Source organism: Sorangium sp. So ce281 (genome assembly GCF_051527395.1).
In the GTDB taxonomy this organism is placed as follows: Bacteria; Myxococcota_A; Polyangia; order Polyangiales; family Polyangiaceae; genus Sorangium; species Sorangium cellulosum_B.
On the sequence record NZ_CP150322.1, the window covers coordinates 10549870 to 10573122 of the forward strand.

The window sequence follows — 23253 nt, forward strand, 5'->3', positions numbered from 1 at the left end:
CCTGCGCCGTTCTGCGCCCCTCTTGCTCGCCCGCGCGCCCTCGCTCAGGCGCCCGCTCCTACCCCGCTCCTACCCCCTCCGGCCCCCCGCCCGCGGGCTTCTCGCCCTCGGCGCCTTGCTGCTTGTCGCGCTCCTTGCGCCAGATGGCGCGCAGCTCCTCCAGCGCGGCCGGGTTGTCGCGCATGGCGCGCTCGCGGGCCTCCCGGGCGTGCGGCCCGTACTCGCCGACGGGCACCTCGCCGAGGTCCTTCGGCGCCTTGTAGAGCGGCACGAGGCCCTCCGGGATGAAGCGGAACGTGAGGTGGTCGAGCGTCGGCGCCGCCCCCTCGAACTCGCGGGTGTGGCGGATCGCGCCGGTCGACTCCGTCTTGCACGCCTCGACGCACAGGCCGCAGTACATGCACTTGCCCATGTCGATGTCGAAGCGGCTCATCGCCTGCTTCTTCGTCGCCGGGTCCTTCTCCAGATCGATGGCGATGCACTCGATGGGGCACGCGCGCTCGCAGCGCTTGCAGCCGGTGCAGATGTCCATCTGCACCTCCAGGAAGCCGCGGTACCGCGGGGGGAGCATCTCGCTGACGGGGCGGTCCGTCTTGTCGGGGTACTGGACGGTGATGGGCTCCCGGAACAGATGGGAGAACGTGACCGCCATCCCCTCCAGGATGGTATTGGCCGCGCTGGAGATGCTCTTGATGTACTGGGCGAGATCCATGGTCGGTGCCTCTCAGGGACCTGACGCGCTCGGGCAAATCCCCCGAAGGAGCGAGGCGCTACACCGGGGACGATAGCAGACGCGGACCTGCCCTGGAGCGTCCGGCCCGCTCCCCGCGAGCCCCGCGGGCTCCCGCCAGACCGCGCCGTACAGGCCCCGCGGGCTCCCGCCAGACCGCCCACAAGGCCGCGTCCGTTCGGTGTCGCCCCGCGCAGGAACCAGCGGAGAGCGGGGAGTCCGCGGCGAACCTGTCCTCTCCTGTTGACGCGCACCCGGGGTGGCGATCATGGTCGTCTGATGTCGCAGCTCCCCTTGTCGGGAACGTTCACCGCCCTCGTCACGCCATTCACGCCCGATGGCGAAGCCGTCGACTTCGACGCGCTCGACGCGCTCGTCGAGGCGCAGATCGCGGGCGGCGTCAGCGGGCTCGTGCCGTGCGGGACCACGGGCGAGTCGCCGACCCTCAGCGAAGCCGAGACGACCGCGGTCATCCGGCGCGTCGTCGAGGCGGCGCGCGGCCGCGTGCCGGTGATCGCGGGGACGGGCTCGTTCTCCACGAAGAAGACGATCGAGGCCTCGCGCGCCGCGCTCGCCGCCGGCGCGGCGGGCGTGATGATCGTGATGCCGTACTACAGCAAGCCCTCGCAGGACGGGCTCCGCGAACACACGCTGGCCGTGGCCAGGGCCGTCCCGGCGCCGATCGTGCTCTACAACATCCCGGGGCGGACGGTGGTCGACCTCTCCGCCGAGACGACCGAGCGCATCTGCGCCGCCGCGCCGAACGTCGTCGCCATCAAGGACGCCTCGGGCAACGTGTTCCGCTGCCAGGAGCTCGTGCGGCGCCTCGGCGACCGGCTCGCGATCCTGAGCGGCGACGACGCGCTGACGCTCGCGATGATGGCGCTCGGCGCGCAGGGCGTCATCAGCGTCACGTCGAACGTGCTGCCGCGCGAGACCAGCGCGGTGACCCGACGGTTCCTGGCCGGCGACCTCGCTGGCGCGCGCGCGGCCCACCTCGCGCTCCTCGAGCTGCACGGGCTCCTCTTTGTCGAGCCGAACCCCGCCCCCGCGAAGGCCGCACTCGCCGCCCTGGGCCGCATGAGCGCCGCCGTCCGGCTGCCCCTCGTGCCGGCCGGAGAGGCGACCCGGCAGCAGATCGCCGACGCGATGAGGCGGCTCGAGGCGAGGCGCGAGGCGTCGTGAAATCGAACGGAGATCATCGAGGCGTGCCGATGAGCGCGCTCCTGGGGGCCCCCCAGGGCGACGACGCCCGGCTGCTGAAGGTCGCGATCCACGGCGCGAGCGGCAAGATGGGGCAGGCCATCGTCCGGCTCGCGGCGAACGAGCGAGCCCAGGTCGTGGGCGCGATCGTGTCGCGCGGCTCCTCCCGCATCGGCCGTGACGTCGGCGAGCTCGCGGGGACAGGCACCCTCGGCGTCGCGATGAGCGACGACACCAGCGCCGGGCTGCTCGGCGCGGACGTGGTCATCGACTTCTCGCGGCCCGAGGCGCTCCCCCGCCTCCTGCACCTCGCCATGCGGGCCAAGGTCGCCGTCGTCAGCGGCACGACGCGCCTCGACGGCACGTGCGAGCGGCTGCTCGACGAGACGGCGCAGCACGTCCCGGTCCTCTGGTCGCCGAACACGAGCATCGGCATCCACGTGCTCGCGGAGATCGCGGCGAGCGCGGCGCGGCGGCTCGGGCCCGGCTACGACGTCGAGATCGTGGAGGTGCACCACCGCGCCAAGGTGGACGCGCCGAGCGGCACGGCCGTGCGGCTCGCCGACGCCGTACGCGCGGCCCGCGAGCCGTCCGCGACGCTCGCCGACGTGCACGGCCGCGAAGGCAACGTCGGCCCGCGCAAGGCGAACGAGCTCGGGATCTTCGCCGTGCGCGGCGGCGACGTCATCGGCGACCACACGGTCCACCTGCTCGGCCCCGGCGAGCGCCTCGAGCTCACGCACCGCGCGACCAGCCGTGACCTCTTCGCGCGCGGGGCGCTGCGCGCGGCGTGGCACCTGCACGGGAAGCCGCCCGGCCGATACACGATGGCCGACGTGATCGGCGGCTGACCGCGGCGCTCCAGGGCCAGACGCGGGCGATCCGCGATCCGGCGTGCCGCGAGAGAGCCACAATGTGGTCAGCGGCGGTTCGCCGCACTACGCTGCGGCGCTCGTATGGAGACGCTCGCTGCGAGGATCGCACGCGCCGGTCCATTGCCGGACAGGGACGCGGTCGGCTGGGTCGTCCGCCTGGCGAAGCGCGTCGAGAGCCTGCACGCGCGCGGGACGGTGCACGGCCGCCTGTCGGCCGCGTGCGTGGTCATGGAGGGCGAGCCGTGCACGTCGACGGGGTGGCTCTCGGATCCGCTCGCCACGCCCGCCTTCGTGGGTTACCGCTCGCCGGAGCGGGCCGCGGGCGAGGGGCCGTCGCGCCGGGACGACACGTGGGCGCTCGCGGTCACCCTGTACACGGCGCTCTCGGGAGCGCTCCCGTTCCCTGCCGAGAGCGACCAGGAGCTCCGCCGCAAGCAAGGCGCCGGCGCCGCGCCGCGGGTAACGCCGCCCGGCGCGGCGGGCGACGCGCTGTGGCGCGTGCTGGACCAGGCGCTCGCGCGCCGCGCGGAGCAGCGGATCACCGAGGTCGCGGCGCTCCGTCGCGCGCTGGAGGCGGCGCGGCCGGGCGACGGCCTGGAGGAGCTGCCGCCGCTCGATGAGCACGCGCTCGCGGCGCCGGCGAGGACCATTCCGGCGCCGCGCCCGTCGAGCAGCGGGGTGCGGGGGACGTCGAGCTCGCAGCCGCCCCGCAAGAGCGCGCCGCCGCGCGAGGGCACCGGCTCGCAGCCGCCCCGCAAGAGCGCGCCGCCGCGCGAGGGCACCGGCTCGCAGCCGCCCCGCAAGAGCGCGCCGCCGCATGGCCACTCGAGCTCGCAGCCGCCGCCCATCGCGAGCGCCTCGGCCCGCCGGACGCCGTTGCCCCTCCACGGGCTCGCGAGCCTGGGGCTCCGGTCGACGATCGGCGTGCCGACCACCCCGCCTCCGGAGGCGCCAGACCGTGCCTCGAAGGCGCAGACCGCGTTGCCTGCCGCATCGCCGCGGCTCGCCGGCGCAGCGACGGAGGAGCGCTCACGCGCGGGCGCCGTGGCTGCCCCGACCGCGCACGTGCAGCCACCGCCGCGACCGCCCGTCGCGCCCGCAGCGGCGGCGCTGCCGCCCGTCGCGCCCGCAGCGGCGGCGCTGCCGCCCGTCGCGCCCGCAGCGGCGGCGCTGCCGCCCGTCGCGCCCGCAGCGGCGGCGCTGCCGCCCGTCGCGCCCGCAGCGACGGCGCTGCCGCCCTTCTCCCCCACCGCGGTGCCTCTCTTCGACGCGGATGCCCCGGCGAGCCCACGAACGGTCGACGACCTCCCCTGGCTGGGCGAGCAACACACGCACGAGCCGTCGCACCCCTTCCCGATGGCGCCCGGCAGCGTCGCCGCGCGCCTCGGCGCGCCCGGGCCCGGCGCGCCGACGCCCCACGTCCCGGCCGTCGATCTCCCCTGGCTGGGCGAGCACGACACACACGAGCCGTCGCACCCCTTCCCGATGGCGCCCGGCGGCGTCGCCGTGCGCTTCAGCGCGTCCGGGCCCGGCGCGCCGACGCCCCACGTCCCGGCCGTCGATCTCCCCTGGCTGGGCGAAGACGACGCACACGAGCCGTCGCACCCCTTCCCGATGGCGCCCGGCGGCGTCGCCGCGCGCGGCGGCGCGTCCGGGCTCGTCGCGCCGCCGCTCCGGGCGCCGGCGCCAGCGCCCCGAGCGAGCCGCGAGACGCCGTCCCCGGCGCGCCGGTGGGTCACGCTGGCCCTGGGGGTCGTGGCCATCGCGGGCGCCGCGGCGGGAGCCTGGTTCTGGCTTCGCCACCGCGACGCCGCGCCGCCGTCCCTCCCCGCGCCGCCGTCTGCGGGCGCTGCGCCCGCCGCATGCGCCGCCCCCGCAGAGCCGAGCGCCCCGGCGCCCGGTGACGCGGGCGCGGAACAGACAGGCACGGCGGCGCCGGCGGACGCAGGCACCGCGAGCACAGCGCCGGATCCTGCGGCCACGGCGGACTTCGCCGCATGCGCGATGCCGCTCTTTCCCGGCAAGAGCGTCGACGCCGCCATCGCGGGCCAGCTGTCGTTCGTCTGCGCCGAGACCGACCCGATGAAGGGCGTCGCGGCGCTCAAGAGCCACCTCGCCCAGGCAGCTGGGCCCAAGGGCGTCTCGGACGCCACGAAGGAATGGGCCGTGCTCGGCTGGCACGACATGGCGACCGTCGCGCTCCTGCGCGCCCGCTGCTGCCACGCCCCGCCCCCCCTCGAGCTGCCCCCCACGCCCGAGGGCTGCGCGCCGCTCGATGAGGCCCTGAACGAGCTCGGCGCGGCCGTCGCGTCGGCGTCTGCTCCGGGCGATCGGGCGGTCGCGAAGGCGGCGCGGCGGTACATGCGCGCAGCCCAGTGCGTCGCCAGGGTCGGCGCCGCGACCCGTTACGGGCGCAAGAGCAAGCCGGATGGAGGCGAGGCCAGCGCCTTCAGGAAGGTGCTCTCGCGCGCGCTCCGGAGCGCGGCGCAGGCGCGCTGAGCCGCGCGCACGTCACGTCGCCCGTGGCGCGTGCCCGTGGTGCGCGCCGTGCCACGGCGTGACGTGGCGGGCGACGCGGACGGCACGGCCGGCGCGGCCGGCGCGAACAGCGCGGATCGGTCGCTCGACCACCTCGCCGAACGAGCGGTTCTGGGGTAGCGTCCGCGGTCCCATGTCCAACGAAGCGAGCGATCTCCTGCTCGAAATCGGCGTCGAGGAGCTCCCCTCGTCGTTTGTCGAGGCCGCGCTCCGCGCGCTCCCGGATCTCGCAACGAAGCGCCTCGCGGAGCTCAGGCTCCGCCACGGCGCGGTGCGCGCGCTCGGCACCCCGCGCCGGCTCGCGCTGCTCGTCTCCGGGCTCGCGGCGCGCCAGCCGGATCTCGAGGAGGAGGTCACCGGCCCGCCGGTCAAGGCGGCCTTCAAGGACGGCGCGCCCACGAAGGCGGCCGAGGCGTTCGCGCAGAAGCTCGGCTGTACCATCGCGGATCTGCGCCGCGTCGAGGGGCCGAAGGGCGAGTACCTCGCGGGCACCCGCCGCGAGGCCGGCAAGCCCGCGGCCGAGCTGCTCTCGGAGGTCCTGGCGTCGCTCGTCGCGGCCATCCCCTTCCGCAAGTCGATGCGCTGGGGGCAGGGAGATTTCGCGTTCGGCCGCCCCATCCAGTGGCTGGTCGCGCTCTCCGGCGGCGAGGTCATCCCGGTCGAGATCGCCGGCATCCGCAGCGGGCGCACGAGCCGCGGCCACCGCTTCCTCGCGCCGGGCGAGATCGCGATCGGCGCCGCGAAGGACTACGTCGAGGCGATGCGCGCGGCGCACGTGCTCGTCGACCCCGAGGCGCGCGCGCAGCTCATGCGCGAGCGCCTGCTCGCCGCGGCGCGGGACGCGGGCGGCGCGCTGATCGAGGACGACTTCCTGATCAGCGAGAACCTCTCCCTCGTGGAGGAGCCGCACGTCATCGTCGGCAGCTTCGAGGAGCGGTTCCTCGAGCTGCCGGAGCGGGTGATCCTCGAGGTCGCGCGCGGCCACCAGCGCTACTTCGGCGTCCGCGACGCGAGGACGGGGGCGCTGCTCCCGAGGTACCTGGCGGTCGTGAACACCGCGGAGGCGCCCGAGAAGATCAAGCGCGGCAACGACAACACGATGCGCTCGCGCCTGTCGGACGCGCAGTTCTTCTACCGGGAGGACGTCAAGATCCCGCTCGCGAGCCGCCGCGAGAAGCTCGGCGGGATCGTGTTCCAGAAGCGGCTCGGCAGCGTGCTGGCGAAGGCCGAGCGCGTCGAGCGGCTCGCCCGCGAGCTCGGCCTGCTCCTGATGCTGCCCGAGCAGACGCTGGTGGCGGCGGCCTCGGGGGCGCACCTCGCGAAGTGCGATCTCGTCGCGCTGATGGTGGGCGAGTTCCCCGAGCTCCAGGGCGAGATGGGGCGGGCGTACGCGCTCGCCCAGGGGGTCAGCCCGGAGGTGGCCGACGTCGTCCGCGATCACTACCTGCCCAAGGGCGCCGCGGACGCGACGGCGCCGACGAACGCCGGCGCGCTGGTCGCGATGGCCGATCGGCTCGACACGCTGGTCGGCTGCTTCGCGATCGGGCTCGTCCCCACGAGCACCGCCGACCCGTACGGGCTGCGCCGCGCGTGCCTCGGCGTGCTGCGCACGCTCCTGGATCGCGATCTCGATCTGCGCCTCGGCGCCGCGTTCGGCGCCGCCTACGACGGCTACGCCGGGGTGGAGCTCAACGTCTCGCGCGAGGAGCTCGCGACCCGCCTCGGCGAGTTCTTCTCCGAGCGGCTGCGGGGCCTGCTCTCCGACCGGCTCCCGCAGGACGCGGTCCTCGCGTGCCTGCGCGTCGCCGCGGATCGCCCGCTCGATCTCCGGGCCCGCGTGCGCGCGATCGACGCGCTGAGCCCGGAGGTGCGGGCGCGGGTGGGCGAGGTCTTCAAGCGGGCCACGAACATCGCCGACAAGGCGCCCGCCGGGGAGCCGGTGGCGCCGTTCGGACAGGACGTGCACCCGAGCGAGACGGCGCTCTTCGCGGGGTACCTCAAGCTGCGCGAGCAGATCGCGTCGGACGTCCGGAGCGGCTCGTACGACACCGCGTTCAGGGCGGTCGCGGACTTCGCCCCCCTCTTGCACCAGTACTTCATCGACGTGTTCGTGATGACCGACGACGCGGCCGTGCGGGACAACCGGCTGCGGCTGATGCGCGCCCTGTCGGAGACCTGCGGGAGCCTGGCCAGGCTGGAGCTCCTCGGCGAGGCGCCGCGCGCGGCGTCGTAGCGGGGAAGCGGCGACTCCGAAAGCGCCGTGAAACCACGTCCATGCACCTCGCTTCGCGGAACCAATAAGCAACCCGTAAGCCCACTGTGGACGATGAGCAGCGCCTTTGGCGCCTCGCCGAGCCGCCGGGCGTCTGGACATGCACGCTGGCGAGGCGCCGGAATGTGGTGGGAGAACCTCGCACAATCGGCTTGACACGTCGCGGCGCGCTCTGGTGAGCTAGCCGGTCGCGTCATGCATCTGGTCAACGCAACCGCCGTCCCCGCCAAGCTGATGACGTCGCGCCTCTTCGGTGCGACCCACCGCATCGGCATGGTGGTGGCGAAGGCGACGTTCCGCATCGGGCCGCGGGGGACTGAGCTCGACACGCAAGATCCCTGGCCGCTGCTCGACGAAGATCGCGAGACGGAGCTCGGCCTCCTGCCGCGCGACGACCTGCCGCGGCGCGACGACGCCTTCGAGGTCGTCCTGCTCGGCGCGGCGCACACGGTCGACGGCAGGCCGGTCGACCGGAGGACGGTGTCCCTCGCTGTCGGCGACGAGCGGCGCGAGCTCCTGGTCTCCGGAAATCGCACCTGGGAGCGCGGCGGCAGCCCCCGGATCAGCGCGCCGGTGCCGTTCACCCGGATGCCCCTGACCCACGAGCGCGCCTTCGGTGGAACCGTCGAGGTCGAGGTCGACCGGGAGGCGTTCGTCGAAGCGATGGACGCCCGCAACCGCGGCGGGCGCGGCTTCGATCCTGCACCCGCCGTGAGGTCGCTGGTGGAGATGCTGAAGCCACCCGAGGGCTACCCGCGCTACGACGCGATCCGCCGGCTGCCCAACATCGAAGATCCCAGGGCCCTGATCGGCCGCCCGGAGGACTCGCCGCATCCGGCGTACTGGGGCGCGGTGCCGGTAGACTCCGCCATCCAGGCGGCGCGCACCGTGGCGCCGCCGCCCGCGGGAGCCGCGCCGGGGCTGCCCGAGTTCGGCGAAGGCGCGTATCACCGGGCGCACCCGCAATGGATCATCGCGCTCCCGCCGGCGAGGAGCACGGTGATCATGACGGGGCTGACGCCGGGGCCGGAGCCGCTCTCGTTCACGCTTCCGGCGGTGCGGATCTTCGTCGACTACGTGTCCGGGCTCCGCACCGGTACGCGCGAGCTGCGGCCCCACGCGCTCGTCCTGCTCCCGGAGGAGCGACGCTTCTACCTCGTGTTCCGCCACGCCTTCACCTACGAATACCCCAGCGCGGAGCGCTCGTTGCGCCTGCGCGTCGAGCGGGGCGGCTGGTACGAGTCGTCCGGCCGAGGAGGATGAGCGATGCGCGTTGCAGTTCCCGTCACCCGGTCGAACGATCTGAGCGCGGGCTCCTCGAGCCACCTTTTCCTGCCGATCCCGCCCGCGCCGCCGCCGACGTTCGTGCCGGCGATCGAGATCCCGATCCCGCACGGGTGGCCGCCGGGTGAGAGCGCGGGGAAGGTCCAGAAGACGACCACCGTGTTCGCCAACGGCAGGAACGTGATGCTCGATCAGCACGACTGCGGGCCCCTCGTAGCGCAGATCACGATCCCGCCGGCGAACTCGTTCATCCCGATGCAGCTCTTGCAGTCGAAGCGCGCGGTCATCGTGACCTGCTTCTCCGTCCGGATGAATGGGAAGACGACGGCGTGCACGAGCCACTGGCCGCCGCTCCCGCTGCTCACCTGCGGTCAGCCGATGTCGATGCCCGCGACGTTCACGTTCACCAACGTATGCACGAACGTCCACGTCGGCATGTCAGGGACCGACCTGATCGGCGGGATCGTCCGGACAGCCGCCACGATGGCGATCGAGCGCTACTACGTCAGGACGCCTGGGGTGAGCCTGACGGCGCAGGAGGAGTCCGAGAAGAGCCTCGCTGGAGCCGCCGCGAGCCTCCTCGCGAGCGTCGTTCAACACGCGCTCGATCCACGGTATCCGATGCGCGTCGATGCCACGACGAAGGGTCCCTTCGGCACCGAGATCAAGATGAGCGTCTCTGCGGGATCTGCGGACACGCGCAATAATCCACAGAAGTTCTCGATCAGCATCGAGAAGAAGTGGGAAGATCCACTCAAGAGCAGCGCGGCGAGCATCGGCGCCTCCGGCGAGTACACGTGGGACGCCGGCGGCGACACGACCAAGGAGGGGTACAAGGGCCAGGTCGGCGGAGCGACGGCGGCTCCTGGCCTCGGCGGCAAGGCGACCGCCGGCGGCGAGTACCACCCCGACGCTCCCGAGGGACAGCGTGGCAAAGCAACGTTCAAGAAAGAAGCGGCGACGCCCTTCTGGTCGGAGTCCGAGCAGAAGGACATCAACCCCGGAGCCCCTGACGGACAACGGACATCGAGCCAAACGGAGACGGTGGCGAAGACCCGGAGCGGCGATCGGCGGACGACCACGGTGAACAACCCCGACGGAAGCAGGACGACCACGGTCGTCGAGAACAGCGACGGCAAGATCACCCTGACGACCCGTAAAGAGCCGAGTGAATCCATGGCGCTCCCGGAGCAGGCTGGCCGCGGCGGCAGCCCGCCCCGTGCCGTGGGCACACCGGCATCCGACATCTGGGGTCCTCCGCTGTGAGCATCGAACGCACCCCTGCGCGCGAGGCCTATGACGCCGTCCTCGAGCTCGGCCCCTGGGAGGGGGTTCGACCGACGGCGTACGTGCTGGTGAAGAAGACGTTCACGATCGCCGGGCGGAGATGCATGCCCGCGCCGCCGCGACCTCTGCTCAACGATCCCCGAGACGAGCGGCTCGCCCCGCGCCTCCCTGCCCGCGTCGAGTTCTGGCCCAGCAAGGCGGCGACCGACTTCGTCGTCCGCGGCGCCGCGTACGCGCCCTCTGGCCGGCCGGCGGCGCAGATGCTCGTGGAGGCCGCCATCGGCGCCACGTCGAAGCGCATCGCGGTCTTCGGCCGGCGAGAGATCCGCTGGACCGCGGGAGGTAGGCCGGTCATCGATGACCCGGAGCCGTTCACCGTCATGCCGGTGATCTGGGAGCTCGCCTACGGCGGCACCGATACGCGCGTGGAGCTCCGGGGCGAGGTGTCCCTGTCGCAGCTCGCGCTGGCGTCGATGGGCGCGGATCACCCGGGCACGTACCCGCGGAATCCGCTCGGCAAGGGCTACCTCGTCGATCCCGCGCCGCTCCATGGAGCCGAGATGCCGAACCTCGAAGATGCGCTCGATCGGCTCACGCCCGAGCGGCTCGTGACCGGCGACCCGGCGCTCTGGTACCGGCAGCCGCTCCCGGCGTGCTTCGACTTCGTGCCTCCGCTCGCGTTCCCGCGCCACCTTGGCTTCGGGCCCTCGGTCGAGCCGTGGTTCCCCGCGCCGGACGACGAGCGCTTGCCCGAGGTGCGCCTCGGCGTGCTCCCGACAGGCTACCGTACTGCGCGCGATCCCGGGGTCTCGCGCCGGTTGTTCCAGGAGGCGCCGCAGGGCTTCGTGCTCGACGCGGTGCGCGGCGACGAGGTCGTCCGCGTCGACGGCATGCACGCGGAGCGGCCCTCTGTCGAGTTCACATTGCCCGGCTCACCGTCGATCGAGTTCACGCTGGAGGGCCGCCGCGTGCCCGCCGCCCCCCACACCCATACGATCGTCGTCGAGCCCGCTGTCGAGCGCGTCTCCATCGTCTACGGCGCCACGGTGGATCTGCCGCGCACCTTCATCCCGGGCATCCACAAGTACATTCCGATCGCCGTGACGATCGACGGCGATCGACCCATCGAGTACCAGCCGCCGCCCACGCACCGCGCGAGGACGCCTGCGACGGTCAGCCGCGGAGGCCGACCGTGAACGGCGCAGCCCCCTCCTCGCACCTCGATGACATCGCCTGGAACCGCGCGGGACGGCTCTCCGCGGCGCAACGAGCCACGCTCCAGGAGGTCCTATCCATCCACCCGAATGAAATGATGGCGTGGTTGTTCTCCACGACGCTCGTTGGCGTCGCCGCGCTCATCGTGGTGCAGGAGGATGGAAGCCAGAGCCGCTTTCATTGGGGCATGTGCGCGCTCATGGCAGCGGGCGGCCTTGCAGCGGCGTGGATGCCCCTGCGCCGCATCTGGCTCCGCGCCCGTCTCCGTGCTGACATCGCCGCCGGCGACGTCGCCATGTTTCCCGGTCGTGTCGTCTGGCGCGTGCGCCGCCTTCACGGCGATTACGTGATGGAGCCGGCGGACGGGTCGGCGCCGGTCCGTGCCGCCGCGGCGCCGCTCCCGCCCGGACCGTACCGCGGTTATCTCCTCCCCCGCTCCCGGCTGCTGATCGCCGCCGAATCGACCGTTGTTCCAGGGGGCGCCTGGTCCATCTCGCTCGGCATCCCCGACGTCGAAGGAGGGGTCTTCGCCGGACGCCCTGGCCGAACCGCGCTCGCGCAGCCTTTCTCCATGGCGCCGCACGTCGGCGACCGCATCGAGCTGTTCCGCGCGCTCGCCAGCGCGCTCAGATTCAACGCCGAGGATCTCGGACACAACCGCCGAGGGAGGATATCCTTGCGACAGGTAGGGCATCGCCTCACCTCATCGGCCGGATTCTTGGCCATGACCCTGTGCGTCGCGGCAAGTGGGGTGCTGTTCGCGTTCTTCGCGGAATTCAATGACGATTCCACCTTCATAAGCCCTATCGTCGTGGTCGCCGCCCTCCATTACCTCTGGAGCATCCGCGACGTGTTCACGCGGCGCGTCGTGACCGTGGAGGGGATCGTGAAGCGTCACCTATGGGTCACGCCGGGCTCCAACGCGTCGGATCAGTCGAGATATACGTATTACTTCGTCGTCCAGCATCAAAAGTTCGTGGTGAAGAAGCGAGCCTATCGCGCCCTGGTGCCCGAGCTCCCTTACCGGCTCTACTTCACCAAGCACACGCGTGCCCTCCTGAGCGTCGATCCCCTGGACACGTCATCGACCCACCCCCGCGGCGCCCCGCGCGCCGGAGCGGCCTGGGAGGCGACGTGACCATGCAGCGCATCTCCGACCCTGGATCCGCCGTGCTCTGCGAGGAGCGCTCCCCCGTCGTCCCGGTGACAATCGACGGCGCTCGACCCATCCACCACGAGGCTCCGCCCACGATGCGCGAACCGATCTTGTCGAGGGATGAGCCGCGGGAGCGGGCGTGAGCCAGCGAGCCGCCGCTTCCTCGCTGGCCCATGATCTCGCATGGAACCAGCGGGGGTGTATCTCGCCGGCGCAGCGGGCTGCGCTCGTTCAGGCGGCCTCGGTCCGGATTACCTCAGGCCCAGTGCGGCAGGCCATCGTCGGCGGCCTCATCGGCGTGGTCATAACGGCTGAGGCCATGCTGTGGGATCTCGGGTCCGGCGAAATGTTCACGGAGGAACGTCTGCTCGGCATGGCCATCCTCCTGGCATGCGCTCTCGCGTGGGCATTGGTGCTGCTGCGCGCGGTGGCGCGCCGCGCAGCGCTTCGCTCCGACATCGTCGCTGACCAGGTGGTAGCATTCGCCGGCCGGGTCGTCTGGCGAGCCGGCATCTCTCGTAATGACTACGCCCTCGAGCCAACGGATGGAGCGTCGCCCGTCCTCGCCGGATGGGCACCGCTCCCGCCCGGTCCGTACCGCGCCTACTGCCTGCCTCGCTCCCGGGTCGTCATCGCCGCCGAGTCGACCGTCGTCCCCGGAGGCGTCTGGTCCATCTCGCTCGCTGACGCCAACCAGATGGGGCTCAGCTTCCACTTCACGCGGGACGCCGGTAGGGTGCTCGCTGAGCCGTTCCCCGCAGCGCCGCACATCGGAGATCGCGCCGAGCTGCTCCGCGCTATGGCGGCGGGGCTCGATTTCGATGCCGAGGATCTCGGACACAACCGGCGGGGCACCGTGTCGCCACGGCAGGTGCGTCGACGCCTCGCCTCCGCGGCCATTCCCTTCGTCCTCATCACCAGCTGCGGGATGCTCCCGGCAATGTACGCGACGCTCGCGCTCCGCCTTTACCCGTCGATTCTCGCCATACCTTTCCTCCTCGCCGCGCTCATCTGCCTCCGGCCGCGTCGTGATGTATTCACGAGACGCGTTCGTTGCGTGGAGGGCATCGTGGAGCGCGATGTTCTCAGCAACAGGTTGAACTGGACGGTGACTGGGAATCTAGATGACCCATACAACCTTCTAGTCCAGGGACGCAGAATTCCTGTCGGTAAGCCCATCTTTCGTGGCATCGTGCCCAAGCTGGGGTATCGGATCTATCTGGCCGAGAGCACGGGAAGGGTGCTCAGCACGGAGCCCCTGGATACCTCTTCGGCCCCTCACCTCGGCGCCCCGCGCCCGCAAGCAGCCTGAAAGGCGGTGTGACCCATGCAGCGCAGCCCTGACCGCGAAACCGCCGTCATCTACGAAGCGCCCTCCCCCGTCGACGAGCTCGTCGCCGCCTCCCCGCCGCGCCCCGACGACGCGCCGCCCGAGCCGATCACGGGCTTGCGCCCCGGCGAGGTGCTCGTCGGCGAGTGCGTCGACGCGCGGCACCCCACGCTGACCGGCCGGCTCCTCGTCCGCTGGACGACCTCCCGCGGCGCACACGAGCGCTGGTTGCCGTCGCTCCACGGCCTCGCCGTACGCGCGCAGGATCGCGTGCTCGTCTCCCAGCCATCGAACTGGCCCGAGCCCCTCGTGACCGGCATCGTCGACGGCTTCGCCTTGCGGCCAGAGCCCCCGCTCGCCGAGGCCGCGCGCCTCACCCTCCACGGCGACGAGGCGCTGCGGGTCGCCGCCGCCGACGGCAAGCCGCTCGTCGAGGTGTTCGCCTCCGCGACAGGCCCCGTGATCCGGCTCATGACCGAGGACGCCGACATCGAGCTGAAGGGCGCGCTCCGCATCAGCGCCAGGAGCATCGATCTCGTCGCGCGGCAAGGCGAGGTCCGGGTGGACGCGGCCGACGACGTGATCGTGCAAGGCGAGAACATCCACCTCAACTGACACCGGAGACGGAGGGAGAACAACCAGCATGGCCAGCGACTTCACCTTCGCCTGGGAAGGGGCGAACCTCTCCGACGACGGCCCGTGGCACCACCTCCGCGTGCTGGAGATCCGCGGGCGTGAGGCGATCAGCGCGCTGTATTCGTTCGAGATCGATCTCGTGCGCCCGCACCACACGCCGGACGTCGACGTGACCGATCTCGTGGGAAGACCCGCCTCGCTGCGGATCGCGACGAAAGACAACCCGCCTTTCCGGCTCGTCCACGGGCAGATCGCGGCCGCCGAGGAGCTCGGCGAGGTCCAGCTGGGCACGCGGTACCGCGTCACCCTCGCGCCGCCGCTCTGGCGCGCGACGATGCTGAAGAAGAGCATCATCTATCTGGACAGGACGATTCAACAGATCGTCGAGCAGGCGCTCACCCGCACCGCGTGGGGCGCCGGGCTCGTCCCCTCGTCCTGCCAGCCGACCGAGGACGACGGCGACGAGAGCGCGTTCCGCCCGGCCAAGGCGACCTTCGCCTGGCGCGTCATCGACATGGGCCGGATCGCCGACGTGGAGTCGCGGCCGTACTGCGTGCAATACCAGGAGAGCGACCTCGACTTCGTCTCTCGCCTCCTCGAGGAGGAGGGTATCTCGTACCACTTCGAGCACACGAAGGACGAGTGCATCCTGGTGCTCATCGACAACGACGGCGGCCGCCCGCGGCTCGATCCTGCGCGGCCGCTCGGCCCAGGCCTGCTCGGGCGGGAGGTGAGCGACGTCCGGATGGGGAGCCGGGTGCGTCCGACGTCGGTCGTCCTGAGCGATTACAACTGGCGCAAGCCGAAGCTCGATCTCCTCGCGTCCGCGCCGGCCGGCGCCACCGATGCCGCCGTGTACGAGCACCCGGGCCGCTACGAGGAGTCGAAGGAGACGGGCGAGCGCCTCGCCGAGCAGCGGGCCCAGCGCCTCGCCGCCGAGCGGGCGTGGGCGACGGCGAGCGGGGCGTGCCGGCTGCTCGGCGCCGGAGCGCTGTTCACGCTCGAGCACCCGACCTCGAAATGGAACGGGTCCTATCTCGTCACCGCGATCGAGCACCTCGCGCACGAGCGCGGCTACTTCGCGGCTGGAGGCGGCGAGCAGGAGCCGTACCGGTGCCGCTTCGAGGCCATCCGCTGCGGCCAAGACGGGGAAGAGGCCGCGTCGCGCTTCGTCCCGGCCCGGACCACACCCCGGCCGCGGATCCACGGCAGCCAGACGGCGATCGTCACCGCGGAGCCGTCCGATCCGGAGGCCGAGATCAACGTCGGCGGGCCCTCGGCGATCGGCTGCGTGCGCGTGCGCTTCCACTGGGACATCGACGTGGGCCGCCACGAGAGGGAGGCGACGTCGTGCTGGGTGCGCGTCAGCCAGATGTTCGCCGGCGGGCGCGGGCACGGCGCCGTCTGGCACCCCCGCGTCGGCGACGAGGTGGTCGTCGACTTCCTCGAAGGCGACCCCGACCGGCCGCTGATCACGGGGCGCGTGTACAACGGGATCAACCTCTCGCCGGAAAACGCGACGAAGCGCCCGACGTACAGCGCCATCAAGAGCTACACGAGCCCGTTCGACGGCAACTACAACCTGCTGTCGTTCGAGGACGCCCAGGGCGAGGAGGAGATCCGCCTGCATGCGGCGCGCGATCTCACGACGGAGATCACCCGCAACGCGAGCCGGACCGTCGGGGTCGACGACGCGACCGAGGTGGGCGGGGACCAGAGCACCCGCGTGGCCGGATCCCAGTCGACGAGCGCAGGATCCATCGCGCAGAGCGCCGGAACCACGGTCGCCGTCCACTCCGGCGCCGGGATGACGCTCTCGGCCGGGACGACGTTCGTCGGCTCGGCCGGAGACAACATGTCGCTCGGCGCAAGCGGCAACAACACCATCACGGCCGGATCCCACCTGTCGCTGGGTGCGCCGATCATCGAGATCACGGGCGAAGGGAACATCAACGTGGGCGCGCCCTGGATCGACATCAAGGGAGGCCCGAAGCTCCGGGCCGGCGCCGCGCTCGTCGAGGTCAATGGCGCCGCGACCGTCCTGATCAACGGCGGAAGCTCGATCTCGATCAAGGGCGGCACGATCAACGTCTCCGGAGGGACGGTCAACGTCACCGGAGATGGGACCGTGACGATCAAGGGCGCGGTCGTGAACCTCAACAGCTGATCGGCTCGACCGGAGAGGACGCGCGCCGCGGGTGGGCGCGCGCCGGAGGAACCAGGAAGATGGCGAGAGACGCAACGAACGCGTCCGGAACGACCCCGGCCGATCCCCCCGAGATGACGCACGGCGGGCTGACCATCGAGCGGTATGGCGAGATCTCCGCGCACCTGCGCCGCTTCCCGCGATCCGCCAAGGCGGAGGTCCTCGCCCGCCTGAACGTCGCGGACGCGGATTGGGATGCCGCGGTGTGCGGGTGGACCGACGCGCTCGCCGACGAGAGCGCCGACAGCGGCGAGGCCCTCTCGAACCGCTTCTGCCGGGCCTTCGCCGGCGCCGAGGCGCGCCTCCAGCGCGAGCAGCCGGCGCTCGCGTCGCTCGGCGCGCTGCCGGCAGCGATCCCGCCGGCGCTGGCGGCGGTCCCGCCGGGCATGCGGCACTTCACGAGCCTGCGGGAGACCGTGGAGGCCTCGGCCGACGCGTTGCGCAGACCGGCGCTCCCGTTCGCGCACCGCGCGCCCGGAGGACCTGGCGAGGGCGACGCGCGCGCGACATCCCTCGCGGATCGCGCTCGGTCATCGACTTCGCCTGCCCGAGCTGCGGCCCCGCCCGGGGGCGAGACCGCCGACCTGTCGACCGCCGTTGCCTCGGCGCTCGGCCAGCAGAATCCGCTGCCCTTCCCCAGAGCGCCCGCCGGCGCTGCACCCCCCGCCGCGGTGCCGTCGCTCCAGCGACATGCGGCGATGTGCGCGGAGATCGCGATAGCCCCCGACAAAGCGGCGGAGATCCTCGCGCGTTACGGGCTGACGGAGGCGACACGAGCGCAGGCGGATGAGCACTGGCGAGCGCGGATCGCGGCGGAGGCAGCGACGGGGGAGGCATGGCGGCGGGCCTATATGCTCCACCGGGACTGGCTGCTAGGCCGCTCCTCCTGAGATGGCCCGTATCGACGCCGGCAGCGCGCCTGACGCCTGCACGCTCGACAGGAGCTGCGGTACCGTTCGCCCCCATGCCGGGATCTCCGCCCTATCCGTTTGCGTTCTTCGGGGCAGCGCCGAGCGACTGGTTCGACCTCGAAGGGGACCTGTTCTCCTATGAGCTCTGCTTCGTGGCGCCCCCGGACGCGGCCGCGCGGCGCGCCGTCGGCGAGGCGTGGGAGCGGGCGCTCGACGCGCGCGCGGTGGAGCACTGCGAGCCATTCCAGTGGGCCGATCGCTGGGCGCTCGTGCGGGTGCGGCCGGCGGGGTGGAGCAAGGCGTGCGTCGTCGACATGGCGCGCGCGGTCCAGCAGGCCCTCACCGCGGTGCACGGCGCGCATCCGATCGAGATGGCCTCCCTGGCCGAGGCGATCGAGAGCGACAGCGACTGGGACGCCTGGTTCGCCGAGCAACGACCCGAGCCCCCGGCGGGCCCGAGGTGGCCCGTCGAGCTGCCCCGCTTCGGCGGAAGCGAGCGCTTCGAGGCCGCGTGCGCGGTGGATCCGGCGGTCGAAGCCGCGCGCGAGGCGGCGCGCGTGGCGCCACCCGAGGAGACGCGCTCGTCGGAGCGCGCGGCGGGCGACGAGCACGACGCGGACGACGCGGAGTCCAGCGACGACGACGACAAGCCCAGGGTCATCTCCGGCGGGCTCCGGCTGGGGCGGCTGCCGGGCTACAAGGCGCCCGAGGCTCCCGACGAGCAACGGAAGCTCTTCGGGCGGAGCGGCGAGGTGTACATCGCGCCGAACGGCCTCGTCTTCGGCGTCGCCAAGCCGAAGCGAAAGCCGCCTGTCCCGGCGTGGATCGAGAACGGTGAGCTCCGCACCGCTCAGGGCGATCCGCTCGCCACCACGCACGGCGTGTACCTCGCCCCGCGCGACGACGGCGGCGCGGCGCTGATCGGGGAGGATTCGGAGGCCGTATGGGAGGTCGTGTTCGCGGAGGGCTCCGTGCGGCGCCTCCTTGAGCACGACGAGCCCTTCTCCGACGTCGCCTACGGCCCGGAGGGCCGGGTGCTGGTCGCGGGCGGCACGATCGACGTCTACCGGCGAGAGGGCTCGGGCGTCGCGCTCGAGGGGCGCTGGGACCTCGACAGCTACGGGATGCGCTCGGTCTTCGGCGGACGCCTGCTCCTCTTGAAGTGCTTCGACGACGAGGACGAGAGCGAGGACGGCGTCACCCTCCTCGGCTACGACGGATCCTCGATGCGCCGGCTGGCCCGCGTGCGCATCTCGATCGGCGACATCGTGTTCGACGGCGCCCGCGTCATCGTGGAGGACGGCGACGAGTGCTACGAGCTGCTCGGCCTGGAGGAGCTCGCCGCGCGCTTCGCCGCGCAGCCGGACTCCTTCCCCGAGCTGAAGAAGCGCGAGCCCGGCGACGAGGACGAGGACGAGAGCGCGTCCGGCGAGGGTGACGACGAGGGCGAGAGCACGTCCGACGAGGGCGACGAGGACGAGGGATCTCTGCCAGAGGTGCTGGAGGGCGCGCTCCGCGTGGAGCGGCGGAGGTCGCGCGAGGTGCCCCCGGAGCCCGAGATCGAGCGCGCGGAGCGCGAGCTGTTCGGGTCGACCTCCTGCGTCGCGGTGGCGCCCGGCGATCGCGTCTACGGCATCGCGAAGCTCCGGCGCAAGCCGGCGACGGCCGCCTGGATCGAGGGCGGGGAGCTCAAGCGCGCCGAGGGCGAGGCGCTGCCCATCCCCCACGGCTACATCGCGGCGCGGGAGGACGGCGGCGCGGTGCTGTACGGGTTCGACGACAAGCTCGTCGCCGAGCTCTCCTTCGCGGACGGCAAGCTGCGCCGCCTCTTCGAGCACGAGGCGTCGATCTCCGACATCGCCTACGGCCCGGAGGGCCGCGTCATCCTCGCCACGGGCGCGTCCCTCGACGTCTACCGCCGCGAGGGAGAGGGCGCCGTCCTCGAGCAGCGCTGGGACGTGGACGGCTACGGCCTGACCCCCGCCCTCGGCGGCCGGCTGCTCCTCGTCAAGAGCTACGAGGGCGAGGACTCCGAGGACGGGCTGACCATCGTCGGCTTCGACGGGAGCAAGCTGCGCCGCGTGGGCCGCGTGAAGGCCTCCGTGGGCGAGGTCCGGATCGCCGGGGGCCGGGCCTTCATGGATCACGTCGGCGACACCTACGAGCTGCTCGGCCTCGACGCGCTGGTCGAGCGGCTCGCCACGAGCCCGGACGCGTTCCCCGAGGTCGCCGTGTACACGCCGTCCGAGGAGGACGATGACGACGACGAGGCGCCGGAGTCAGGCCCGAGGAAGGCGCCCGAGGAGTACGCCGTCGAGCCCGCCCCGGGCCGCGTCGGCGTGCGCTACCTGGGCAAGCAGCGCCCGCTGCCGGAGGACGAGGAGGACGTCCCGAAGGACGTGCGCGCGCGTTTCGGAGCGGGCGCGCGGGAGCTCGAGCGCTACCGCCCCGCCGACGTGTACATCGGGTGGAAGAAGGAAGCCCGGCGCTCCTTCGTCTTCGCCGTGCTGAAGGACGGGGAGCTCATCGAGACCGCGGTGAAGGCGAGCTCCCCCTCGTCGACGGGCCTGGTGACCGCGGATCGGAGCGCCGCCCTCGTGGCGACCGACGGCGACGCCAAGCTCTGGTGGGTAGACCTCCCGCACGGCAAGCCGGTCCTCGTGCACGACTTCAGCAAGGAGGAGAGCGAGGACGAGATCTACACGCTCGAGGCGCTCGCCTCCGGGCGGGTGATCGTCGGCACCTCGTCGGAGACCTGGATCTTCTCGGTCAGCGGCGGCGCCTCCAGGCTGGAGGCGCGCGGCGACCTGGATCTGCGCGTCGTGGAGAGCGCCGCCCGCCGTCAGGCCATCACGCTCGAAAAACCCCGCGCCGTCCGGCCACTCGACGCCATCGAGAGCAGCCGGCTCACGCGCTCCTCGGTCGTCGGGTGCGTCGAGAACCACTTCAGCACCGAGCCGGCCCCGGCGAGCGGGTTGACGATGAAGAGGCTGGCCGTCGCCGGGCGCGCCGCCTCGGGGGGCACGAGCGCCACGCCGTGCTCCAGCTTGGACAGCGCGCTGGCGAGCGCCTCGGGGTCCCCGGACAGCCTGGCGCCGAGCTCGTCCGCCATGTACTCGCGCGACCGCGAGATGCCGAGCTGCACGAGGGTCGCCGCGATCGGCGCCACGATCGCGAGGGCCAGCCCGCCGAGCGGGCTCGCGCCGTCCCCCTCGTCGTCCGACGATCCGCCGAATATCCCGGCGAAGCTCACGGCATGGGCCACCCACGTGATGCCCGAGGCGAACGCCGCCGCGATCGTCGATACCAGGATATCGCGGTTCTTGATGTGCGCGATCTCGTGCGCCAGCACGCCGCGCAGCTCACGCTCGCTCAGGAGCTGCATGATGCCCTCGGTCACCGCCACGACCCCGTGCTCCGGGTTGCGCCCCGTGGCGAAGGCGTTCGGCTGCGCGTCCGGAATGACATAGACGCGGGGCTTCGGGATCCCCGCCCGGATCGAGAGCTCTTCCACCATCCGGTGCAGCCCCGGGGCCTCGAAGGGCGAGACCTCGGCGGCCCGGTGCACCGCGAGCACGATGCGATCGGACATGAAATACGCACCCAGGTTCATCGCGAGCGCGAGCACGCCGAACAAGACGAGGTACCCGGGCCCCAGCGCCCCGCCGATGGACACCAGGATTGCCGACATGACGCCGAGCAACAGGATCGTCTTGATCTGATTCTTCATGAACTTCGTTCCCTCCTCGGAACGGAGCGCTGCAAGAGCCACTCCCCGGAGATCGATGTGTCGCGCGCGTCGCATTGCAATACCCCGCGCACCCGATCAGCAGATGTCGTGTCCGGCGGATTCCCGCCTGTGGCTCTCCCGACCGCCACTCCTGCTGGCCCGCCCCATTTCGCCCCACCGCCCCATTTCGCCTCGCGGCCCATTCCACCTCTGGCACCGCGATACGCGAGCTCAGCGCGGAATCTCTGACACCGCGATACGCGAGCTCAGCGCGGAATGCGCCCGCCGGCGCGTCTCACGCCTGCCAGATCGCCAGGAGCCACACCGCGACGCCCGCCGCGCACACCGCGAGCCCCGGCGCCGCCCGCGGCCACACCCACTGCCCCGTCACCGTGACCCCGCGCCGCGCCACCCAGACGGCGCCCGCGACCCACGCCGCGAACGCCCCGACGAGGGCGACCACCCAGCCGACCCGCGGCGCCTCGTCGCGCGCGAGCGCCGCGAGGTGCTGCCGCTCGACCGTCACGGCGGGCTCGGTCCGGGTGCCCGGCGGGCGCGGCGCGGCCGCCGAGAGGCGGGCGATGGCGGCGTTGGCCAGCTCCAGGTCCTCCGCGTGCGGCGTCGTGAGCCACCGCGTCTCCAGGGCGGCCGTGCGCACCGCGCGCCACGCGAAGAGCGCCGTGTCGGCCCGACCGAGGCCCTCGGCGGCCGTCGCGAGCGCGATCAGCCGCTCGTACGCCACGCGGACGTGCGGCGCCCCGGGGGCGTACCAGCCCGCCGCCCGCCGCGCGTGGAGCGCCGCCGCGTGCGCGTCGCCGGCGCGCAGGGCGTCCGTGCTCTCCGCGATCTCCCGCTCGCCCGCGGCCACCACCCGCAGCGACGCCGCGCCGACGAGGAAGCCGGCGACCGCGAGGCCGCGCAGCACGCCGAGCACGACCGGGAGCCTCACAGAAAGTCGCGTCTCTTGAAGACGAACGCCGCCACCAGCAGGAGGATGAGCGCCCACCCGGCGCACGTGATCGCCGCCCAGCCCAGGTACACGAGGAGGTTCGCGTCAGCGACCTCGCCCGCGAGCAACGGGCGCGGCGGCACGTAGATCTGAAGGTTCGGGACCACCTTGGAGAAGGCGCGCGCCGCGGCGCTGATCTGGGGGCCGAAGTACTTCACCGGCAGCCGGGCGAGCGAGTCGGCGTTGCGCCCGATGAGGAAGACGCCCAGCGTGAGCAGCGACGACAGGAACGGCGTCGAGAACGACGAGAACAGCGTCGCCACCGCGGCGACGATGCCGACCTCGAGGAACGCGAGCGCGCTGCCCGCGAGCACGACGCGGCGCTCCGTCGGCGCGCCGTCCGAGAAGAGCACGCCGAGCACGAGGAAGACCGCCGCCCAGGGGATGAACCCGTACGTGCGCGCCGGCGGCGAGCGCCACGCCATGAGCCCGAGCGCCGCGAGCGAGGCGGCCCCGGCGCCCGCCACGAGGGCCAGCGAGCGGCCGGCCAGCACGGCGCTGATCTGCAGCACGAGCCCGGCGTCGGCCAGGATGAACACCCCGAGCGTGAGCAGCGTGCCGAGGTACTTGCCGACGAGGTGCTCGCCGCGGCGCACCGGGCGGGCCAGGATCGGGAAGATCGTCTTCTGCTCGAGCTCGCGGTACAGCGACGTCGCGCCGATGATGACCGCGACCGCGATGCTGAAGAGCGAGATCGACGCGACGCCGAGGTCGCTCACGACCCGCGCCCCGTTGCGGAGCGTGTAGGCGCCGACGATGATCGAGTAGAACGCGACCGCGAAGGCGACGCCCGCGAGGCCGATGAGGATCCGCGCCCGAAGCGATTCCCGGTAGGTGTTGAGGGCGATCGCAGAGATGCGGCCGAACATCG

The 23253-nt window shown here is 72.5% G+C and carries 16 protein-coding genes; 12 read left to right on the forward strand and 4 right to left on the reverse strand.

Features of this window, described 5'->3' with window-relative positions; all coding sequences use genetic code 11:
• Positions 1–58: 58 nt before the first annotated feature.
• Positions 59–712 (reverse strand): NuoI/complex I 23 kDa subunit family protein, encoded by a 654-nt coding sequence (locus tag WMF27_RS40350; protein ID WP_437763602.1) that lies wholly within the window; start codon positions 710–712, stop codon positions 59–61.
• Between the two features lie 297 nt (positions 713–1009).
• Between WMF27_RS40350 and dapA the strand changes: the two genes are divergently transcribed.
• The 12 genes from dapA to WMF27_RS40410 all read left to right on the forward strand — a co-directional run bounded on the left by dapA (position 1010) and on the right by WMF27_RS40410 (position 17622).
• On the forward strand, positions 1010–1915 hold the full coding sequence (gene dapA / locus WMF27_RS40355; protein ID WP_437763601.1) for a 4-hydroxy-tetrahydrodipicolinate synthase: 906 nt from the start codon (positions 1010–1012) through the stop codon (positions 1913–1915).
• A gap of 71 nt (positions 1916–1986) precedes the next feature.
• On the forward strand, positions 1987–2784 hold the full coding sequence (dapB, locus tag WMF27_RS40360) for a 4-hydroxy-tetrahydrodipicolinate reductase (RefSeq protein ID WP_437769949.1): 798 nt from the start codon (positions 1987–1989) through the stop codon (positions 2782–2784).
• Between the two features lie 105 nt (positions 2785–2889).
• Positions 2890–5307, forward strand: a complete 2418-nt coding sequence (locus WMF27_RS40365) for a hypothetical protein (RefSeq protein ID WP_437943444.1) — start codon at positions 2890–2892, stop codon at positions 5305–5307.
• A 172-nt stretch (positions 5308–5479) separates the two neighbouring features.
• Positions 5480–7579 (forward strand): glycine--tRNA ligase subunit beta, encoded by a 2100-nt coding sequence (gene glyS / locus WMF27_RS40370; RefSeq protein WP_437763599.1) that lies wholly within the window; start codon positions 5480–5482, stop codon positions 7577–7579.
• Positions 7580–7813: 234 nt separating this feature from the next.
• Positions 7814–8881: a DUF2169 family type VI secretion system accessory protein gene (locus WMF27_RS40375; RefSeq protein ID WP_437763598.1), complete on the forward strand. Its 1068-nt coding sequence runs from the start codon at positions 7814–7816 to the stop codon at positions 8879–8881.
• A 3-nt stretch (positions 8882–8884) separates the two neighbouring features.
• The gene (locus tag WMF27_RS40380; protein WP_437763597.1) at positions 8885–10168 is read left to right on the forward strand and encodes a hypothetical protein; all 1284 of its coding nucleotides are present in this window, start codon (positions 8885–8887) and stop codon (positions 10166–10168) included.
• Positions 10165–11385, forward strand: a complete 1221-nt coding sequence (locus WMF27_RS40385) for a DUF2169 family type VI secretion system accessory protein (RefSeq protein WP_437763596.1) — start codon at positions 10165–10167, stop codon at positions 11383–11385. Before WMF27_RS40380 ends, WMF27_RS40385 begins: the two co-directional genes overlap by 4 nt.
• The gene (locus WMF27_RS40390; RefSeq protein ID WP_437763595.1) at positions 11382–12542 is read left to right on the forward strand and encodes a hypothetical protein; all 1161 of its coding nucleotides are present in this window, start codon (positions 11382–11384) and stop codon (positions 12540–12542) included. Before WMF27_RS40385 ends, WMF27_RS40390 begins: the two co-directional genes overlap by 4 nt.
• A gap of 283 nt (positions 12543–12825) precedes the next feature.
• On the forward strand, positions 12826–13872 hold the full coding sequence (locus WMF27_RS40395; RefSeq protein WP_437763594.1) for a hypothetical protein: 1047 nt from the start codon (positions 12826–12828) through the stop codon (positions 13870–13872).
• Between the two features lie 15 nt (positions 13873–13887).
• Positions 13888–14505: a hypothetical protein gene (locus WMF27_RS40400; protein WP_437763593.1), complete on the forward strand. Its 618-nt coding sequence runs from the start codon at positions 13888–13890 to the stop codon at positions 14503–14505.
• A 28-nt stretch (positions 14506–14533) separates the two neighbouring features.
• Positions 14534–16693, forward strand: coding sequence for a type VI secretion system Vgr family protein (locus WMF27_RS40405; RefSeq protein ID WP_437763592.1), 2160 nt, complete (start codon positions 14534–14536; stop codon positions 16691–16693).
• Positions 16694–16752: 59 nt separating this feature from the next.
• Complete coding sequence (locus WMF27_RS40410; protein WP_437763591.1) at positions 16753–17622, forward strand: hypothetical protein; 870 nt, start codon at positions 16753–16755, stop codon at positions 17620–17622.
• A gap of 2863 nt (positions 17623–20485) precedes the next feature.
• Here the strand turns inward: WMF27_RS40410 and WMF27_RS40415 are convergent.
• From WMF27_RS40415 to WMF27_RS40425, 3 genes are all read right to left on the reverse strand, one after another.
• Positions 20486–21373 (reverse strand): zinc metalloprotease HtpX, encoded by an 888-nt coding sequence (locus WMF27_RS40415; protein WP_437769948.1) that lies wholly within the window; start codon positions 21371–21373, stop codon positions 20486–20488.
• 295 nt (positions 21374–21668) lie between these two features.
• Positions 21669–22322, reverse strand: a complete 654-nt coding sequence (locus WMF27_RS40420) for a hypothetical protein (protein WP_437763590.1) — start codon at positions 22320–22322, stop codon at positions 21669–21671.
• On the reverse strand, positions 22319–23251 hold the full coding sequence (locus WMF27_RS40425; RefSeq protein ID WP_437763589.1) for an ABC transporter permease: 933 nt from the start codon (positions 23249–23251) through the stop codon (positions 22319–22321). Before WMF27_RS40425 ends, WMF27_RS40420 begins: the two co-directional genes overlap by 4 nt.
• Positions 23252–23253 lie beyond the last annotated feature (2 nt).